A 16,081-nucleotide genomic window follows, 5' to 3' on the forward strand; every position below is an offset into this window, starting at 1 on the left:
GCACGACCAAGATCCTGACCCTGTTCCATCCCGCCTCGGGCCAGGTGCGCCTGCAGCCGGCCGAGCACTGTACGAATGCGGTGCTGCATCCCTGGCTGCGCGAGCGTCTCAGCGCGATCCTGGCGGAGTTGCCCGCCCCAGCTGTCGCCGATCCCGCTCTCACGCACGCGGCGTGGGAGGCCTGGCAGGCCGGGCTGAGCCGGTGCTTCACCTTGCCGGAGGAGGTGCCGCCGCTGCGGCTGCTGTTGGTGTGGGACAATCTTACCGGCCACAAGACTCCTGAACTGGTGCTGTGGCTGTGTGCGCATGGCGTCATGCCGCTGTACACGCCGGTCGCCGGCAGCTGGCTCAACATGGCGGAGTCGATCCAGCGCGTGCTCAAACGGCGGGCGCTCGCGGGACAGCATCCGCAGAGTTCCGACGAGATCGGGATCTGGTTCGAGCAGACGGCACGAAGCTGGAATGCGCAGCCGACACCGTTTGTCTGGAACGGCAAGCGCCGGCAGCGGCGCCGGCGCTGCGCGACGGAGCAGATCCATCGCGTTGGCGGTTCCGGAGCCTGTACCAGCCAACCGCTGCCCCAGCCGAAATCACAGGCACCAGCAGAATGCCAGACCCGACGGCAGACGACCCACTAGTGCTTTCGGGACGGCGGAGCAGAGCGCCGTCCCAACAATTCTAACCCTGACGCGGCTTTCCGACCTCTCCTTTTAAGGATCTGCAGCCTGACCCTGTTCGCCTCTGCCATTGGCAGAGATCGGGCGATGCAGAACCTTGCCCCTCAGACACCCGAGAATCTTCGTGATTTCCCCGCGCGTGGCAGAGGCGCCACAGTCTCCATCCAAGTCGCCTCCGGATTAACTGGAAGGCTCAAGGAAGGGCCGCAGATATTCGAGATAGAGCGAGACACCAAGCTCGACATGTTGATCATGGTGCTGGCCGAAATCCGGGCACGATTTCAGGTCGTCAGGAAAGGCACCGAACACGGCCTGTCACGGTATGGGCCGAGACCAGTCGATGACTACCTCATAATGCGGCGGGCGCAGGACTATTTTACCAGCGGCGAGGATGTTGCAAAAAGCGCAGACATTCTCTTCTGTGATGCTCTCGAGGTCAAAGGATGTGATGAGGATCCATCGGCCTACCGGGTTCCACACTGCGAACAATTGTCTTTCTCACCGGACCTCAATGCCAGCGTCAGGCTTCATTATCGACGCGTGTATTTCTCGATGTGGCGCGAGATCAAAGAAAAGACCGAAGCTTTGCTCCGGACTTTTCTTCAGCCAGCCAAGGACTGAAAGTGCCGTTCAGGCCACTCGACCAGTTTGCCGTGCGCCTGGCCATAGTGCGGGGCGGGCGCGATCATACTGCGGAGGACGCGGCAAGTTTATGCCGAGCTGGTCGGCAGCATGCCAAGCCCACCTCGGATTATCGAGAAGTCCGCGACCAATCGCGACCTGGTCGGCTTGGCTGCTTGCAATGATCTCATTCGCTTGTCCCGGGCTGACGATGAGACCGACAGCGCGGACGACGATTCCACTCTGCGACTTGACGGCCTCCGCCAGGGGCACCTGATACCCAGGGCGCACCGCAATCGGCGTTTTGGTCGGGATCCCGCCAGATGTCACGTCAACATAGGCTAGACCTGCCGACTCAAGAGCCTTTGTCAGTTCGACTGCGTCCTCTACCGCTAGGCCGCCGCTTTCCCAATCAGTCCCTGTGATCCGCGCTCCGACCGCAATGCCCGCTGAAACCGCCTCACGCACAGCGTGAGCCACAGCCAGCGGCAGCGCCATACGTCCCCTCGGACCGTCGCCCCAGCGATCGCGCCGCTGGTTTGCGAGAGGGGAGTGGAACTGATGCAGCAGGTACCCGTGAGCCATGTGCAGTTCCACAACATCGAAGCCCACGCGCTCGGCCCGACGGGCAGCCTGGACGAAGGACTGGAGAATTCCCTCGATCTGGGATTCCCCCAGCTCCTCTGGCACATGCCACCCAGCATCATGTGGAAGAGCCGACGGGGCGACTGTCGTCCAGGGATCTTCATGAGCCGCAAGAGGGCCACCGCCCTCCCAGGGGCGTTGAGCTGACCCTTTTCGCCCGGCATGGGAGATCTGAATACCGAACCGAGTACCCGGCAAAGCGACGGACCGGGCCGCTTTGAGAACACGATCCAGGGCCCGCTCGTTCTCGTCGGAGTAGAGCCCAAGGCAGCCATGGGTGATCCGGCCAGCTCTCTCAACAGCAGTCGCCTCCAGCATCACCAGACCAGCGCCCGACATTGCCAGCGTCATCAGATGTTGCAGATGCCAGTCGGAAGCGCACCCGTCATGTGCTGAGTACTGGCACATAGGGGCGACAGCGACCCGGTTCGGGACCTGAACGGGGCCAATATCGAGAGGGCTGAACAGCGTTTGGGTCAATCGAAACTCCTACAAGGGAAGCCGTACTGGCTACCGTTCTGAACTGGAAGAATGGCCGCTCATCGCCTGGTGGCAACGACCTTATTGATTGTGGAGGCTAGGATCTGGGCGCGCTGGAGGAGCGTGGGCAGCTCGATATATTCATCATTGGTATGTGCTTTGCCACCGACTGGCCCAACCCCGCAAATGGTTGGCGCGCCGACACTCGCAGTAAAGCCGGAGTCGGCACATCCTCCGGTGAATTCACCCTTGATTGCGACGCCATAATCTTCGGCTGTCCCGAGATACTGAGATGCAAGCTTTTCACTCTCCTCGGTCGGTACGAGCGCCAGGAAGCTGCTTTTGCCAATCAAGGTTGAAGTTGTGCCGGGTACCATCGCCTGGGCCGTGATAACCTCAATGGCCGCGGTGACGGCATCGCGCTGCTCGTTTGTGACGAACCGTACTTCGAATTCGGCACTCGCATGTGGGGCAGTTGTGTTGACCGACTGGCCGCCGGATACGAGCCCGACATTGACGGTGACGCCATCCTCAACCCGGGTGAGATCATGCAAAGCAACGATCTTATGTCCAAGTTCTGCAATGGCGTTCACCCCCTCGGTGAAGTTCACCCCGGAATGGGCGGCCTTTCCTGTGATGTCGAGACGGCAGTAGAGCATGCCCTTGCGGCTCGTCACGATATTGCCGGACGCACGCCCCGGCTCTGCGTTGAATACCGCAACGGCACTCCTCGCTTCCTCCATAATGGCTTCACGCGAGGCATTGGAGCCAATTTCCTCATCTCCCGTCATCAGCATGACAAGTGGCGTTTCAGGGGCGAACTTCTTGAATGCGGCCAGCACGAAGGCGTTCATCACCAGACCGGCCTTCATGTCCGCCACGCCCGGACCGTAAGCCCGTCCATCCTCAATCCTAAATGGCCGGCGCGAGACTTCGCCCTTCGGGAAAACCGTGTCCCGGTGGCCCATGAGGAGGATATTGTGGCGCTCCCCACTGCGGCGGACATCGCCGACGTCGGCCTGGAGTATGTCGCCGAAGTCTGCGTTGGGCGTCATCGACACCTTGATCCCATGTTCGGAGAGGAAGCGGGTCAGCCGATCGCCTACTGCATCCACCCCGGCCTTGTCATACGAACCGGAGTCGATGTCGACCAGTTCAGATAGAAGCCGAACCATCGCGTCCTGCTGCTCATCAAGCCAGCGGGCGATCGCCTCGGAATTGTGCATATGCATGGCTCTTTTCCGCCTTCCAATCTCAGGTATCGATCCGTTGTGATCAGGTTAGGAGACAGCCCCCTATTTGGGGGCGTTCTCCTTCACAAAGGCAGCAATCTCGGCATGAGTTGCAAACCAGACATCCCCCTTTGCTTTTGCGTGCCTGATCACCTCTTCGAGGATCCAAATACGTGAGCGAGGCGTGATGATGTGGGGGTGCATTGTCAGCTGGAACAAACCACCCGCTTCATGAGCGGCATCGAGTTCCCGCAAGAAGATATCGAGCACATCCTTTGGCGGCGTATAGGGCCTCAAGGACTGGAAGCGGTTCATCATGAAGTAGACTGCATCGTCCCGGATCCATTCGACCGGTAATTCGACGATCCCCGTGGGCTCTCCATTGAGGAGGAGTTCATAGCAGTCCTCGTCGGCCATCAAGGACGAGTCGTAGAGGAGCCCGAGCTCTGCCTCGATGCGTAACGTGTTGGGGCTGAAGTCCCAGGACGGCGTGCGAAGTCCGACTGGCCGGATGCCGGTGATCTTCTCCAGCGTGTCCGCCGACCGGAACATCAAGTCACGCTCCACGTCATAAGGAAGGACCGAGTTCAACTCGTGGATCCAGCCGTGGATGCCGATCTCATGCCCTTCCGCGACGACTTGCCGCTGCTCATCCTCATGCAGCAGGGCAGCCACGGCGGGGACGTAAAAGCTCGCCTTGATGTCATGACGGCGAAGAATGTCCAAGATACGGGGCATGCCGACCCGAGCTCCGTACTGCCCCCAGGACATCCGGCCGATCGACTTGCCCCCTTCGCGAAGCTCGTTTGTCTCGTGATCCGAGTCAAACGATAGTGCCACTGCCCACTTGGCGCCGTCCTTCCACTTTGCCGGTGCGAGCCTCCGCCCTGCCCTGACCTGATTGACCAACCCGCGCCAGTGCTCCTCGTCCCACTGCCACGGCTCTTGCGTTTGATTGGTTGTCATCGATGCTCTCCGCTCTTCCAAATCAGTGCGGCTTACCGGCCGCCGTCCACGGAAACGATCTGGCCATTGACAAAGCTTGCCAGGTCGGACGCCAGGAACATGGTTACTTTTGCAATTTCCTCAGGAGTGCCGAGGCGCTTGAGCGCAACACTGTCAACGATCTGGCGTTGCTTCTCAGGGCTGTAGGAGGCCCACTGCCGCTCGGTCGCCGGATTGGTCTGGACAAAGCCAGGCGCCACGCTGTTCACCCGGATGCCGTATGGCCCAAGCTCGTGCGCCAACTGCCGGGTCAGGCCGAGCACAGCGTGTTTGGCCGAGCAATAGGCCTGCACGCCGGTGAGAGACGCCTGGAGGGCCGCGCCTGAGGAGATCGTCACGATGGCCCCCTGGCGAGCGCGTTTCATGCCCGGAGCAGCCGCTCTGCACAGGGAGAAGGTCGAACCGAGATTGATCTCAATCACCCGGTTCCAGTCCTCATCCCCCACCTCCTCGAACGGACGATGCGCCTGGCCGGCGACGCCGCCCGCGTTGCAAACGAGAACGTCGACGGAACCACCGGTCTCGCTCTCGATTGACGCAATCCACTGCGCGGCGGCCTGCCGGTCCAGCAGATCGACCTTCGCAAGCGAAATCGGTGCCCCGTCGTCTGGAGCTTTGAGGATATCACATCCGTAGACGTGAGCGCCTGCGGCTGCAAAGCTCGCGCCAATTGCCCGCCCGAACCCAAGGGCGGCGCCACTGACGGCGACTGTCTTCCCTCTGAAATCCAAGGTCATTGCTTCAGAAGCTCCGTAAGATTGTTGTCGGAGAGGTCGCGCCGGTCCTGCTCAATCTCGTGGATCATCGCGATCAGTCGCTCCAATGTCGGGCAGGACAGTCCATGCCTACGTCCGATCCCGACGATGGGGAGCAGTTGCATATCGACCTCGGTGCGACGCTTGCGGATGGCGAGGTCACGCCAAACGCCGGAATGGGTCTTTGCATTCGGGCGGTTGAACGCGACCATCGCCGCAACGCTTGCCTTAGCCGCAGCTTCCGTCCCACCCTTCCCGAACGCGTTGGGATCGAAGCCATTGAAGCCGCGAGGTTCGACACCTTCAGCACGAGCAACGTTCACGATCTCGCCCGCCAGCTCACGCCAGAGAGGCAGGAGTTCGGACCTTTCCAGGCAGTCAGCGATCCCAAGGTTGCCGACCGCTTGAGCGAACAGAAGTGACCCATAGGCAAGCTTGCCCCAGAGGTAGGACCAGATGTTATCGGTCTTGATGGCGTCCGGCTCAAAGGTGCGCAGATCCCCAAGGATGTCATCCAGGCGCGGTGTCATCCGCCCGTCGATCTCTCCTGTGACAACCGCCGCTCTGTTCCCGAAGTGGACTTCGCCGGGCCCGATCCAATCTGCTCCAAAATTGATGAATGCGCCTACGGTGCGCTCGGGCCCAACGATCTCGGCAATCGTTCTCTCGCACAGGCCGTTCTGCAACGAGACGACAAACCCGTCGGCAGCCAGGTGCGGCAGCAAAGCGCGGCAGGCTTGCTCAGTATGCTGGGCTTTGACAGCAAGATAAATCCGCTTCCAGGTCCCTTTCAGTTCCTCCGGAAGAAAAGCCGGAGCCTTCACCACCATCGGATCGACTGGGCCGGTGATCCGGAGCCCACGCTCCGGATCGCGAATAGCCTCAACATGTTCCGGAACCACGTCGACGAACGTAACGTCCCGGCCGGCGCGGACGAGAGCCGCTCCGAAGGTGCCGCCGATCGCGCCGGCACCCCAGACCAGAATTGGTTGTGACATTATCGATATCCTCTAAAATTTGCGATCAGCGCAGTTTCTCGTGCGCGGTTTCACGGAAGTTCCAGATCACCGCCCCCGACACGATGCCGGCGATGATCAGGTAGTAGGTCGGCGAGATTGGAGAATTCGTCACGCTGATCAGCCATGTGGAGATGAACGGCGCAAATCCGCCAAAGATTGCAGTCGAGAGGCTGTATCCGGTCGACATCAGAGTGGTTCTCGAATGGGTCGGGAACAATTCGGAGAGAGCGGACGGACCCGCGCCCGAGAAGGCGGCAATGAAGAGATTGAACAAGATCTGGATCGAAACGATTGTCGCAAGCGACGCGTTGGCCAGGATCACGGAGAAGAGTGGATAGGGCAGGATGATGAATGCTGCGCAGCAAGCCAGCAGCAGGGGCTTACGGCCGATCCTATCAGACAGATGTCCAAAGAACGGAGTGGCGATGACGAGCACTGTCAAGGCGATCGCATTTCCCCACAATGCTTGCGTCTGCGTGATGCCCGCGTGCTTGGTCAGGAAGGTCGGCATATAGCTCAGCATGATGTAGTAAGACACGGTCCAGATGATCGTGAAGCCGAATGCTTTTGCCATCATGCCAACAGCAGAGCCGTGATCGGCAGACGCCTCCTTAGGCTTTTTCTGAGCCGCCTCGTATGCTGGGGTCTCTTCGATATTCCTCCGCATATAGAAACCGATAGGAAGAAGAACGCCGCCCAGCAGGAAGGGAACGCGCCACGCCCAATCGTTCATCTGCTCGGTTGTGAACGCGGCCGTCACAAGAGCGACAACAATGCTTCCAAGAAGGTTCGAGGCAGCAATTGACGCCTGCCCAATGCCGCCGAAAAGCCCACGACGTCCCTCTGGAGCCGACTCCACGATGAAGGCTGTCGCACCGCCCCATTCCCCGCCGGCAGCAAGGCCTTGGATCAATCGCATGCCGACAAGAAGAATGGGAGCCAAGACCCCGATGGTTTCGAAGGTCGGCAGGAGGCCGATGCCAACCGTGCCCAGCGCCATTCCGAAGATCGTGATGAGGAGAGCAGCTTTACGGCCCTTCACGTCACCGATGCGACCGATAATAGCGCCCCCCAATGGGCGCGCGAGGAACCCCACACCGAAGGCAGCGAACGATGCGAGAAGGGCTGCGACTTCGCTCTCATTGGGAAAGAACTTGGTTGCGATCATCCCTGCGAGGAATGCGTAGACAACGAAGTCGTAGTATTCCAGGACGTTACCGATTGAGGCCGCCATCAACTGGCGGCGGCGTTTCGCTAATGACATTTGCGGAGCAGCGTCCGCAGCCCCCATAGTAGCTTGAGTCAGCATTCTTTCTCTCCCCTCAGGAAATGCTAGAGCATCGGACCAAAAGTCGGATCCACGACGCCCCATCCCTCTCTACTGGGCAAAGGTGGGGAACCAAGCGGGTCCGACAAAGCGTCCGATGCTCTAGGTTGCGGATTTGTGGTTCATTGCGTTCGTCACGTGTTCAGCGGACTGACACAGGTGCTGAATGATGATGTCGCGTTTGTCGTGGAACCGGCTTGTGACGGCACCGACATCGAGCATTGCGAAGATTTGGCGATTCTGGTCGAAGATGGGTGCGGCTATTCCGGTGCCGCCGGACGCAAATTCCTCTTCGACGATCGCGTACCCCTGATCATGGGTGCGCTTGATGATGTTCCGCAACTCACCGAGATCCGTAACGGTTTTCGGCGTGAGCTTGACGAGCGGCCATGCCGTCAACATGGATTCGACCTGCTGCGGTGGTGAGTAGGCCATCAGAACGCGGCCCATTGCCGTGCAGTACGGTGCTATCTCTTCCGAGATATCATGATCGTAATGGACGATCTGGTCTGAGACGACCTTGCCGATCGTCTTAATGCCCGTGGATCCGCTCACGCCAAGCAGGACTGTCTCGCCTACCGCCCGGCATAGATCGTGCATGATCGGTTCCGCGACCGCCATCAGTCGGGTCAGGCGGTGGCCGCCCCAGCCGAAACCGTACTTGGCGAATGCATTGTTCAAACGGTAGCGGTCGTCACCGTCTTTAACTGCGTAGCCTCGGGCCGCCACGGTTCTCAGCAGCATGAGAGTGCTGCTCTTGGGCATACCAAGGGCACTCACACACTCGCTCAAGGTCGCTCCCTCAGGCGCGCCGGCAAGATATTCAAGAATGTCGAGGACGCGAGCCGCAGACCGGACGGTGTCGGACATATATATGAACCCTGTTCAGAATGTTGAACAAGCTGCCCCGATAAGCCGCCATGTCCAATTCGACTTTAGTTGGTCCCTTGTCAAAAGGCCGAGCCGCGAGGGTTCATTCCTCGACTTTCTATAGGTTATGACGTAACGATGAGAGGGCCGACAGAGCGTGTCACCCATTCCTTCCAGATGCCTCTAGCGTCTCTTAGGGATCTGCCAGACCTAGATGCTCTCGGCCATCTAACTTAGCCCGTGGGCTACGGTAACTTTCGTCGTCGCCTTTTACTCGGTCTCTCACCCTTGCGCCGCACGCTGCCGGGCATAGTCACGAGACCTACCTGCGCCAGGGCGCAACGGCTGTGGATGAGGTCTGCAGGATTCTCACGGGTGAGCGGTATCGATACGAGGTGACAAAAGAGGCACTGGCCACTATGGCTTGAACAGAGTTCTGTCACCAGTGTGGCTGGTCAGCCAGCAGGTGTGAGGCAGGGCGCATCGCAATCAGTCCCATCGGCATTCTCCCGCATCATTCGAAAGCGGGAGTGTGACATTCCTAGTTTGCCACAGTGGGACATTTTAACTCTGCGCCTACACGCGCAGGACCGGTAACAAACATTATGGAACTAGCTGTAGGATCTTTCGTCATGTGAACGACGTCAGCGGGTGCCCTCAAATCGGTCTCGAACCCGGATTTCTAGGCTCGCATGACTCGATAACCCTTGGGTGAGTTTTGACAAGAAGTCCAAGATAGGTGCAGTCGTCGCTCTACACCTTCTGCGCACTTCACTCCCGTTTGGCATCTGGCACTTTGGCTGGGTTCACCCTCAGTCAGAGAAGCTCCATGAGATCCATCATCTCGGCCGTTTTGGCAGCCAGTAGCCTCCTCCTGTCAGTTCCATCAGCCCTCGCCGAGAGCCAGACCCAGCGCGGCGAGTACCTGGCGACCATCATGGATTGCACCGGCTGCCATACGCCCGGTACCTTCCTCGGCAAACCCGATCTGCAGCGTCCTTTGGCTGGATCGGAGGTGGGTTTCCAGATCCCCGGCCTCGGCATCTTCTATCCACCCAACCTGACCCCTGATCCCGAGACGGGGCTCGGCAACTGGAGCGAAGCCGATATCATCAAGGCAGTGCGAACCGGCGTCAGGCCGGACGGACGTCAGCTTGTGCCGGTCATGCCCTACCACTCGTACGGCAAGCTCACGGATGCCGATGCCCGGGCTCTCGCCAGCTATCTCAAGAGCCTGACGCCGGTCCGGAACCAGGTGCCCGGTCCGGTCGGGGCCAACGAGAAGCCTTCAGCCCCTTACCTGACCGTGGTCATGCCCCAGTAGTCAGAACTTGGTGGCCCGACAGGCGGAGGAGACATCAGACATGCTCGAGGCAGAACTGCACCGACTGCGCGACGACAACACGGTGATTGCGGACCTGTTGACTGAATTGGAAATGCACCTTGCGCTACCGCTTCCACCGGAGCCGCCGTTTCAGGTCATGGCAGATGTGACAGCCCTGCAAGATCGGGTCTATGCCATGGCCCGCCGGGTAGGTAGCATGAAGCGGGTGATCCGCGACAGGATTCTGCAGCAGACGCTTGCAGCCGACTTCTCGCCGCACGACGAGAAGATTGAAGCTTTAGGTTAGCACCATAGCCTTCTGAAGGGAGCCGGTTAGCGGGCGTCGCTATGGGTATTCGCTCTCCAGCGCGAAGCCCTCCTTGAGGATTGAGGAGCGAAAAGATGGCGGACCAAGATACCTGTAGCATCGTGCGGGGCAACGGCAGCTGTGAGGGGCGCCAGGGCCTCTCCTATTTCGCTGGGATCTCGTCGGATCGCGCGGCATCTGCATGCATCTGCTGCGAGTGCCTCCCGGAGGCCGGGCCAAGGCGCATCTGCTTCTCGGCGACTAACCGAGCGTGTAGACGAGGGCCCAGCCGAGAACACCTAGGGCAACCAGCAAACCGAACCATTCAAGGACACGCGACAGCCTGTCATTGGCGGGCGACTTCGGACGAGCCACCAGGAGCTTGTCATCATCGTCAGCCATGTTGAGGAAATCCTACAATAGGCGACAGATAGGACCGTGGGCATAAGCGCGTCATCGCCTTCATCTCACTCGTGCAATCACGACAACGGCTTCAAACCCCTGCCGCTTGCGCTTTGAGGCCAAGGCAAACGCCGCGGAGAGTGCCTGGTCCTCTGTGGAGTGAACTGAGATGCTTCGCCCGTCGTGCGAGACCGACCAGACATCATCCCCTGTACGCGTTACCACCACCCGTTCCACGCTTGCGGCTCCCTTGGAGACCACCTTCAACCGTAGATGCCCAACGCTAAGTCGCAATGAACGCAAAGGGATAGATCAACAATCCCTTGAGGTTATGGTTCTTGCTCGGATGGTTACTTCCGGTGGCTGATGTCAGAGGCGTCAGGCTACCTGGAATGCGCGGAGGGCCCTTTCGCGGATCTCGTCCAATTCATCCCAGAGGGCGTTCATCTACCCTCGGATCTCCCCATCGGACGTGCACTGGCGTGCGTCCGGCTCAGTGGGTGGATCAGCACTTCCGGCTCTGCAGATCATTCTGAAAGTGGGCTAGAGCGAGGTCGTCCGGCAGCTTGCCTATAGGAGTACGGCTACGGTCGCCATGCTCACAAAGCATAACCCACTTACCTTATGATCACTCCCGAATGAGGTGCTCCAAACCCATATAGATTCCATCGGAGACAATCAAAAATTCCTCGCTGGGCGAGGTAGTTAGCACCTAAAGGCAGAATATGTTCGTCACTTACATCCTCTCCCAAATCCGTGCGTACCTGCGCTATCGCGAGACGGTTCGGGAATTGTCGCAGCTTGGTGATCGTGAACTCAGCGATCTTGGCATCGTCCGGTACGACATTCACAACATTGCGCGCACTTCGGCTGCTGCAGCCTAACACGCTTCAGCTTTGCAGGTGATGCTCAGCCCGCCCTCCAGCGGGCTTTCGCATTTCTGGAGCTCATAAAAATGTCGAAAACCCTGAAGCTCTGTTCCGGCGAAATCATGCTTGAGCACTTCGCCAACCCTAAACCCGATTGACTCTCGTGTGTCGTCTGCTGGTCTTCACATGCTAAAGAAGCCCAGAAACGCTCATTCGAGCTTCTCTGAACCCTTCTCCGCTCAAGCACTCAAGCCCCGCTGATCATTCAAAGCTTCGACGTCCATGATGAAAGCCGACCTCTTCTCCAAGGCCCGGGAGCAGCGTCCCCAGCCGCTTGCCGCCGAGATCCGCCCGCAAACCCTCGACGAGCTCATCGGCCAGCAGCATATCCTTGGATCGAACGGGCCGCTGCGGCGGCGCGTCCGAGCGGGGCGTCTTGGCACTGTCATCCTCTTTGGCCCGCCAGGAGTGGGCAAAACCACGATTGCCCGGGCGATTGGCCAGGAGATGAAGAAGGAGTTCCGCTCCTTGCACCCGGCCAGCAGCAATGTCTCTGACATCAAGGCTGTGGCTCAGGAGGCTCAGGCCAAGGACATCCTGGTGTTCATCGACGAGATCCACCGCTTCAGCAGCGCGCAGCAGGACTACCTCCTCGATCTCACCGAAACTGGCACCTTCGACCTGATTGCCGCCACGACCGGCAATCCCTATCACGTGCTCACCCCTGCCCTCGTCTCCCGTGCCTCCATCTTCCAGCTGGAGCCGCACTCGCTGGAGGACCTGCGCCAGGTCGTAGAGCGCGCGGTCGCCTTTCTCATGAGCCACAAGGATCTGAATGTCCGCCTTGATGAGGATGCCATGAAGCAGCTCACGGGCCGGGCCGGAGGTGACGCCCGTCGCGTCTTGAACGCCCTTGAGACCTTGGTGCTCGGATCTCCCCCCGGCTCAACCGTCCCGATCACTGGAGCCATGGTGGACGAGGTCTATCAGGCCTCCCCGCTGCCCTTCGATCGTAAAGGCGACTTTCACTACGACACGATCTCTGCCTTCATCAAATCGATGCGCGGCTCTGATCCGGACGCCACCCTCTATTGGCTGGCCCGCCTGATCCATTCCGGCGAGGATCCCCGCTTCATTGCCCGCCGCATTCTCATCCACGCTTCGGAGGATGTAGGCCTTGCCGACAACACCGCCCTGCAGACTGCGGCAGCGGCTCTCACGGCCGTCCAGCATGTTGGCTACCCGGAGGCCCAGATCGTCCTGGCGCACGCAGCCCTGCACATCGCCCGGGCACCGAAATCAAATTCGGCCTGCCGCGGCATCAGTGCGGCGATGGCTTACGTCAAATCGCAGCCGATGATCCCGGTGCCTCCGCACTTGCGGGACGGGCACTACGCCGGAGCAGCCAAGTTGGGCCACGTCGGCTACCAGTTTCCGCATGATGATCCGCGTGGCTGGGTTGAGCAGACTTACTCTCCCGGGATCCAACCCGGTCAGTTCTATCAGAGCGATGGTAGGGGCGGTCAGACGTTCGAGGCGCGGGCTGATGCCTGGTGGGAGCGTGTTACCGGTCAGCCGCAGCCACAGCAATCGCAGGAAGAGCCAGGCAGCAGTTGAGGAGACGCTTGGGATGGGCCACTTCCGCCCCTGCATGGTAGGACAGACGCGATCCAGTGGCAAAATCAGATGAGCGCTGAACATTTCGAAGCTATTCCAGCCTGGCGGATCGCACGGTTGAGGACGGCCTTGCGTGATGCGGAGCAGCGTGGCGCAAATCCAGCGGATGAAGGTCATGATCTCTCCCACCGCGCCCTCCAGCGTCGCTTCGCTTTGGCTCGAGAACGCGCGACGCATGGGCCAGAGCGGGCCTTCAGGCCAAAGACCACGCGGAAAGGCCGCAGCTTTCCGCACCTGAAACTGGTCATCATCTGGCGCGCTATCCTGAGCGGTCGCCCCGACGCTTGGAGGCAGGGCGACAAAGCGCCGTTTGGCAGTATTCGCAGGGCGCATGATCAGGCTGTTGCGGCCTGCCGCGCCGCTGGCCTTGCGCCACCGCGTTATCGCACCGTCCATGTCCTGTGGCATCGCGGCGTACCACCGGCGGACGTCGTGGCGGCGGCGCGAGGTAGATCTACAACTCCGACGGAATAACGAACTTACCAGACAGCCGGATGAAGGCGCCCCTTCCAGCGTTCATGGCGCGGGAGTTGAGCTGCGGCGGCCTGACGCTTCGTCAGCCTGCGCGGGACTGCATTCGACTGGGTCACTGATGGTACAGTCATCTCTGCCTCTGGTATTGTTTCAGATGCTATCTCCTGTTCACCGACTGGAGGGGCCTTCTTCCGTGGCTCCCGTGATCCGGCCCTCACACGCTCACCTTGTGTGGGCTGAGCGTCATGGACAGGTATTGGGTCCTCGGCAGCACCAAGAGCGCCATCCGTCTGCGGCACGGCACTGGCACTCAGCTGATCTCCTGCACGTGCGTTTTCCGCATCCTCAAAGGCTGTCGCAGTCAAATCAGATCCCAACTGTCCCCGATGGGCCTTAACTGAAGAGCGCTTGCGTCGGACAGGTTCAACGGGCTCTGAACTGCTCCACAAGGGCTCGACGATGCTCGGCAGGATGCGTGGGGTAGGAGGTAACTCAGCCGTCGCTTGAGGCTCTTCCTTCGGAAAAATCGCGGGGGCCTCAACCAAGGTCAGCTCAAGCAGGCGCCTTGGCGAGAGGTGAGGACGCTGACCCTGAACGCGGGACTTCTTGATCTCGACCGAGAAAGGCTTGGTGTTCCGCGTCATCTCATCTGCTGAATATAAAATTGAATGATGATGGCCTAAGATCTTACCGGCACGACGTCAACATAAGAACGCACGTGGCTTTCACCTGAAATCTTCGTAAATCGGCCGACTTAAGAATATCTTCTGTACGATTGCGTTTTCCAGACAGCATCAGATCCTTCTCTTGTGAGAGAGGTCTACAGGTTTATGCGGCTCGTCGGGCGAACAGCCTCTGCAGTAGGCGAGGCTTATCGCTAGAGGCAACAATTACAGTACCCTCACCCGTCGGCCGTCTTTGGATTCAACGCCTGACCACGGGGTGAGATGTGGTCGCTCCGCATTAGCACTACTTTGGCACTTTCATCAGTGAACCTAGGGTGAAGCGGGCACGGCAGAAGGGACATCGGAGGCGCATGGCATGCGCCAGATGATCAAGCAGCATGCGCCGAACGGCCGGCAGCGTCGGTTGTGGCGGTGGTCCGCCGGCTTTTCTTTTTTCCCCCTGTGGCGGCCTGCAGCCGCAGATGCTGCAAGAACAAATACGCGATCAGCGTCAGCAGCGCGTGTCGGTGCAGCCCGCGCCACGAGCGGCCCTCGAAGTGATCGAGCCCGAGCTCTTCCTTGAGCTGCTGGTGCGCCTGCTCGCACACCCACCGGGCTTTGATGAGAGAAGCCAATTGCTTCAGCGTCGTGTCGGGCGGCAGGTTGGACAGGTAGTATTTGCGCTCGCCTGAGGGGCGATGCTCGCCCACGAGCCACACCTCGTCGCCGGGCAGATGCTGACCGGTCCGTCCCTGAAGACGCACCTCAGGCCCATCAGCCACCCGCACGCGCACGGCTGCGAACTTCGCCTTCAGCGGACCCTTGGTGCCGCGCCGCCAGGTGACCTGACGCCAGGAGGCGGTGGCCAGCATGGCTTCGGCCGCGATCGCCTCCTGATCTGGGATGAGCCGCGTGCGGGGTCGGCCGCGCGAGGGCGGGGGCGTGATCATCTGCACGTCCGCCGTGTAGACCTTCTGAATGCGCGGAATGCCCACCGCCCACAGCAGCCCTAAGGCTGAGAGTGCCTGCCGGAAGGGCCCGCTGATGCCATAGCCGGCATCGGCCAGCACCGCCCCGAAGCTTACGCCGGCTTGCAGCAGACGTTTGAGTTCCTCCAGGGCGATCTCCGGCTTGGTGCGCTGCGTCCAGAACGCCTCGGGCACGCCCGCCTGCTGCAGGCGCTCGGGATCCTGGATCCAGGTGTCGGGCAGAAACAGCCGCAAAACGATCGGGACCGGCACCTCACCCTTGGCGAGGGTGAGCGACACCAGGCTCTGACAATTGGCCTGCTTGCCCACCACTCCGGCATATTGCGAGGCGACACCCACGGAGTGCGTGCCTTTCTTGAGCAGCGCCGTGTCGTCGATCACCAGGATCGCGTCTGGCCCGCCAACGAGCCGGGTGGCCTGAGCCAGGAGTTCGGCCTCGAGCGGCGCCTCGTCCCACGGGCCCACGGCCACGAAGTGATGCAGCTGGTCATAGTCGGCGGGCGCCACCCGGGCGGCCATCGGCTGCAGGCTCTTGCGCTCACCTGGCCCGATCAGGCCCGCCACATAGAGCGGGCACATGCGCCGGCGAGCCGGATGGTGAAGAGGGGTGAGGAAGGGTTCGAGCCAGGACTGAAGTTCGTGTTCCCACGCCACTGAGGTGCTCATGACAACCTCCTGCGGACCATCCTTCCGAGAAGACGTCGGCAGGCCTCGCCTGGTTCCTCATGCCTGCCAAAGTAGTG

15 protein-coding genes and 1 pseudogene are annotated in these 16,081 nt (G+C 60.4%); 7 read left to right on the forward strand and 9 right to left on the reverse strand.

What is annotated here, in order from left to right:
- Together DDF70_RS30730 and DDF70_RS30735 are read left to right on the forward strand one after the other, a co-directional pair.
- Positions 1-638 (forward strand): transposase (locus DDF70_RS30730; protein WP_205772502.1); only part of this gene is annotated, 638 nt, incomplete at its 5' end.
- Positions 639-764: 126 nt separating this feature from the next.
- Positions 765-1,298 (forward strand): hypothetical protein, encoded by a 534-nt coding sequence (locus tag DDF70_RS30735; RefSeq protein WP_114948464.1) that lies wholly within the window; start codon positions 765-767, stop codon positions 1,296-1,298.
- A 9-nt stretch (positions 1,299-1,307) separates the two neighbouring features.
- On the opposite strand, the gene DDF70_RS30740 is transcribed toward DDF70_RS30735, so the two are convergent.
- From DDF70_RS30740 to DDF70_RS30770, 7 genes are all read right to left on the reverse strand, one after another.
- A complete protein-coding gene (locus DDF70_RS30740) occupies positions 1,308-2,423 on the reverse strand; it encodes an NADH:flavin oxidoreductase/NADH oxidase (RefSeq protein ID WP_114948465.1) in 1,116 nt (371 codons plus the stop codon).
- Positions 2,424-2,482: 59 nt separating this feature from the next.
- Positions 2,483-3,655 (reverse strand): M20 family metallopeptidase, encoded by a 1,173-nt coding sequence (locus tag DDF70_RS30745; protein WP_114948466.1) that lies wholly within the window; start codon positions 3,653-3,655, stop codon positions 2,483-2,485.
- Between the two features lie 63 nt (positions 3,656-3,718).
- Positions 3,719-4,621 carry a polysaccharide deacetylase family protein gene (locus tag DDF70_RS30750; RefSeq protein ID WP_114948467.1) on the reverse strand — a complete coding sequence of 301 codons (903 nt, stop codon included), beginning with the start codon at positions 4,619-4,621 and terminating at the stop codon, positions 3,719-3,721.
- A gap of 32 nt (positions 4,622-4,653) precedes the next feature.
- Positions 4,654-5,397, reverse strand: coding sequence for an SDR family NAD(P)-dependent oxidoreductase (locus DDF70_RS30755; RefSeq protein WP_114948468.1), 744 nt, complete (start codon positions 5,395-5,397; stop codon positions 4,654-4,656).
- Positions 5,394-6,413, reverse strand: a complete 1,020-nt coding sequence (locus DDF70_RS30760; RefSeq protein ID WP_114948469.1) for a ketopantoate reductase family protein — start codon at positions 6,411-6,413, stop codon at positions 5,394-5,396. Before DDF70_RS30760 ends, DDF70_RS30755 begins: the two co-directional genes overlap by 4 nt.
- 25 nt (positions 6,414-6,438) lie before the next feature.
- Positions 6,439-7,806, reverse strand: a complete 1,368-nt coding sequence (locus DDF70_RS30765) for an MFS transporter (RefSeq protein WP_245435707.1) — start codon at positions 7,804-7,806, stop codon at positions 6,439-6,441.
- A gap of 57 nt (positions 7,807-7,863) precedes the next feature.
- Entirely contained in the window at positions 7,864-8,631 is a 768-nt protein-coding gene (locus tag DDF70_RS30770; protein ID WP_114948471.1) for an IclR family transcriptional regulator, read from the reverse strand.
- Positions 8,632-9,460: 829 nt separating this feature from the next.
- Here DDF70_RS30770 and DDF70_RS30775 point away from each other — a divergent pair.
- The 3 genes and pseudogenes from DDF70_RS30775 to DDF70_RS38425 all read left to right on the forward strand — a co-directional run.
- Complete coding sequence (locus tag DDF70_RS30775; RefSeq protein ID WP_114948472.1) at positions 9,461-9,955, forward strand: c-type cytochrome; 495 nt, start codon at positions 9,461-9,463, stop codon at positions 9,953-9,955.
- Between the two features lie 40 nt (positions 9,956-9,995).
- Entirely contained in the window at positions 9,996-10,262 is a 267-nt protein-coding gene (locus tag DDF70_RS30780; RefSeq protein WP_114948473.1) for a hypothetical protein, read from the forward strand.
- Between the two features lie 95 nt (positions 10,263-10,357).
- Positions 10,358-10,512, forward strand: a pseudogene (locus DDF70_RS38425) (cupin domain-containing protein); the annotation flags it as partial.
- Between the two features lie 11 nt (positions 10,513-10,523).
- On the opposite strand, the gene DDF70_RS37125 reads toward DDF70_RS38425, so the two are convergent.
- Positions 10,524-10,664 carry a hypothetical protein gene (locus DDF70_RS37125; RefSeq protein WP_162820797.1) on the reverse strand — a complete coding sequence of 47 codons (141 nt, stop codon included), beginning with the start codon at positions 10,662-10,664 and terminating at the stop codon, positions 10,524-10,526.
- Positions 10,665-11,389: 725 nt separating this feature from the next.
- On the opposite strand from DDF70_RS37125, the gene DDF70_RS30790 reads away from it, so the two are divergent.
- Entirely contained in the window at positions 11,390-11,548 is a 159-nt protein-coding gene (locus tag DDF70_RS30790; RefSeq protein ID WP_114948474.1) for a DUF1127 domain-containing protein, read from the forward strand.
- A gap of 267 nt (positions 11,549-11,815) precedes the next feature.
- Complete coding sequence (locus DDF70_RS30795; protein ID WP_245435709.1) at positions 11,816-13,150, forward strand: replication-associated recombination protein A; 1,335 nt, start codon at positions 11,816-11,818, stop codon at positions 13,148-13,150.
- Between the two features lie 1,588 nt (positions 13,151-14,738).
- Here DDF70_RS30795 and DDF70_RS30805 read toward each other — a convergent pair.
- On the reverse strand, positions 14,739-16,004 hold the full coding sequence (locus DDF70_RS30805; protein ID WP_114947673.1) for an IS701 family transposase: 1,266 nt from the start codon (positions 16,002-16,004) through the stop codon (positions 14,739-14,741).
- Between the last annotated feature and the right edge of the window lie 77 nt (positions 16,005-16,081).

Origin of the sequence: Microvirga calopogonii (genome assembly GCF_003347665.1) — a bacterium.
Classification (GTDB): domain Bacteria; phylum Pseudomonadota; class Alphaproteobacteria; order Rhizobiales; family Beijerinckiaceae; genus Microvirga; species Microvirga calopogonii.

Bases quoted from the DNA above. Each gene is read 5' to 3' on its own strand.
- DDF70_RS30735 (WP_114948464.1), top strand. From the start codon at position 765: ATGCAGAACCTTGCCCCTCAGACACCCGAGAATCTTCGTGATTTCCCC.
- DDF70_RS30745 (WP_114948466.1), bottom strand. From the start codon at position 3,655: ATGCATATGCACAATTCCGAGGCGATCGCCCGCTGGCTTGATGAGCAG.
- DDF70_RS30750 (WP_114948467.1), bottom strand. From the start codon at position 4,621: ATGACAACCAATCAAACGCAAGAGCCGTGGCAGTGGGACGAGGAGCAC.
- DDF70_RS30755 (WP_114948468.1), bottom strand. From the start codon at position 5,397: ATGACCTTGGATTTCAGAGGGAAGACAGTCGCCGTCAGTGGCGCCGCC.
- DDF70_RS30760 (WP_114948469.1), bottom strand. From the start codon at position 6,413: ATGTCACAACCAATTCTGGTCTGGGGTGCCGGCGCGATCGGCGGCACC.
- DDF70_RS30765 (WP_245435707.1), bottom strand. From the start codon at position 7,806: ATGGGGCGTCGTGGATCCGACTTTTGGTCCGATGCTCTAGCATTTCCT.
- DDF70_RS30770 (WP_114948471.1), bottom strand. From the start codon at position 8,631: ATGTCCGACACCGTCCGGTCTGCGGCTCGCGTCCTCGACATTCTTGAA.
- DDF70_RS30775 (WP_114948472.1), top strand. From the start codon at position 9,461: ATGAGATCCATCATCTCGGCCGTTTTGGCAGCCAGTAGCCTCCTCCTG.
- DDF70_RS30780 (WP_114948473.1), top strand. From the start codon at position 9,996: ATGCTCGAGGCAGAACTGCACCGACTGCGCGACGACAACACGGTGATT.
- DDF70_RS37125 (WP_162820797.1), bottom strand. From the start codon at position 10,664: ATGGCTGACGATGATGACAAGCTCCTGGTGGCTCGTCCGAAGTCGCCC.
- DDF70_RS30790 (WP_114948474.1), top strand. From the start codon at position 11,390: ATGTTCGTCACTTACATCCTCTCCCAAATCCGTGCGTACCTGCGCTAT.
- DDF70_RS30795 (WP_245435709.1), top strand. From the start codon at position 11,816: ATGATGAAAGCCGACCTCTTCTCCAAGGCCCGGGAGCAGCGTCCCCAG.
- DDF70_RS30805 (WP_114947673.1), bottom strand. From the start codon at position 16,004: ATGAGCACCTCAGTGGCGTGGGAACACGAACTTCAGTCCTGGCTCGAA.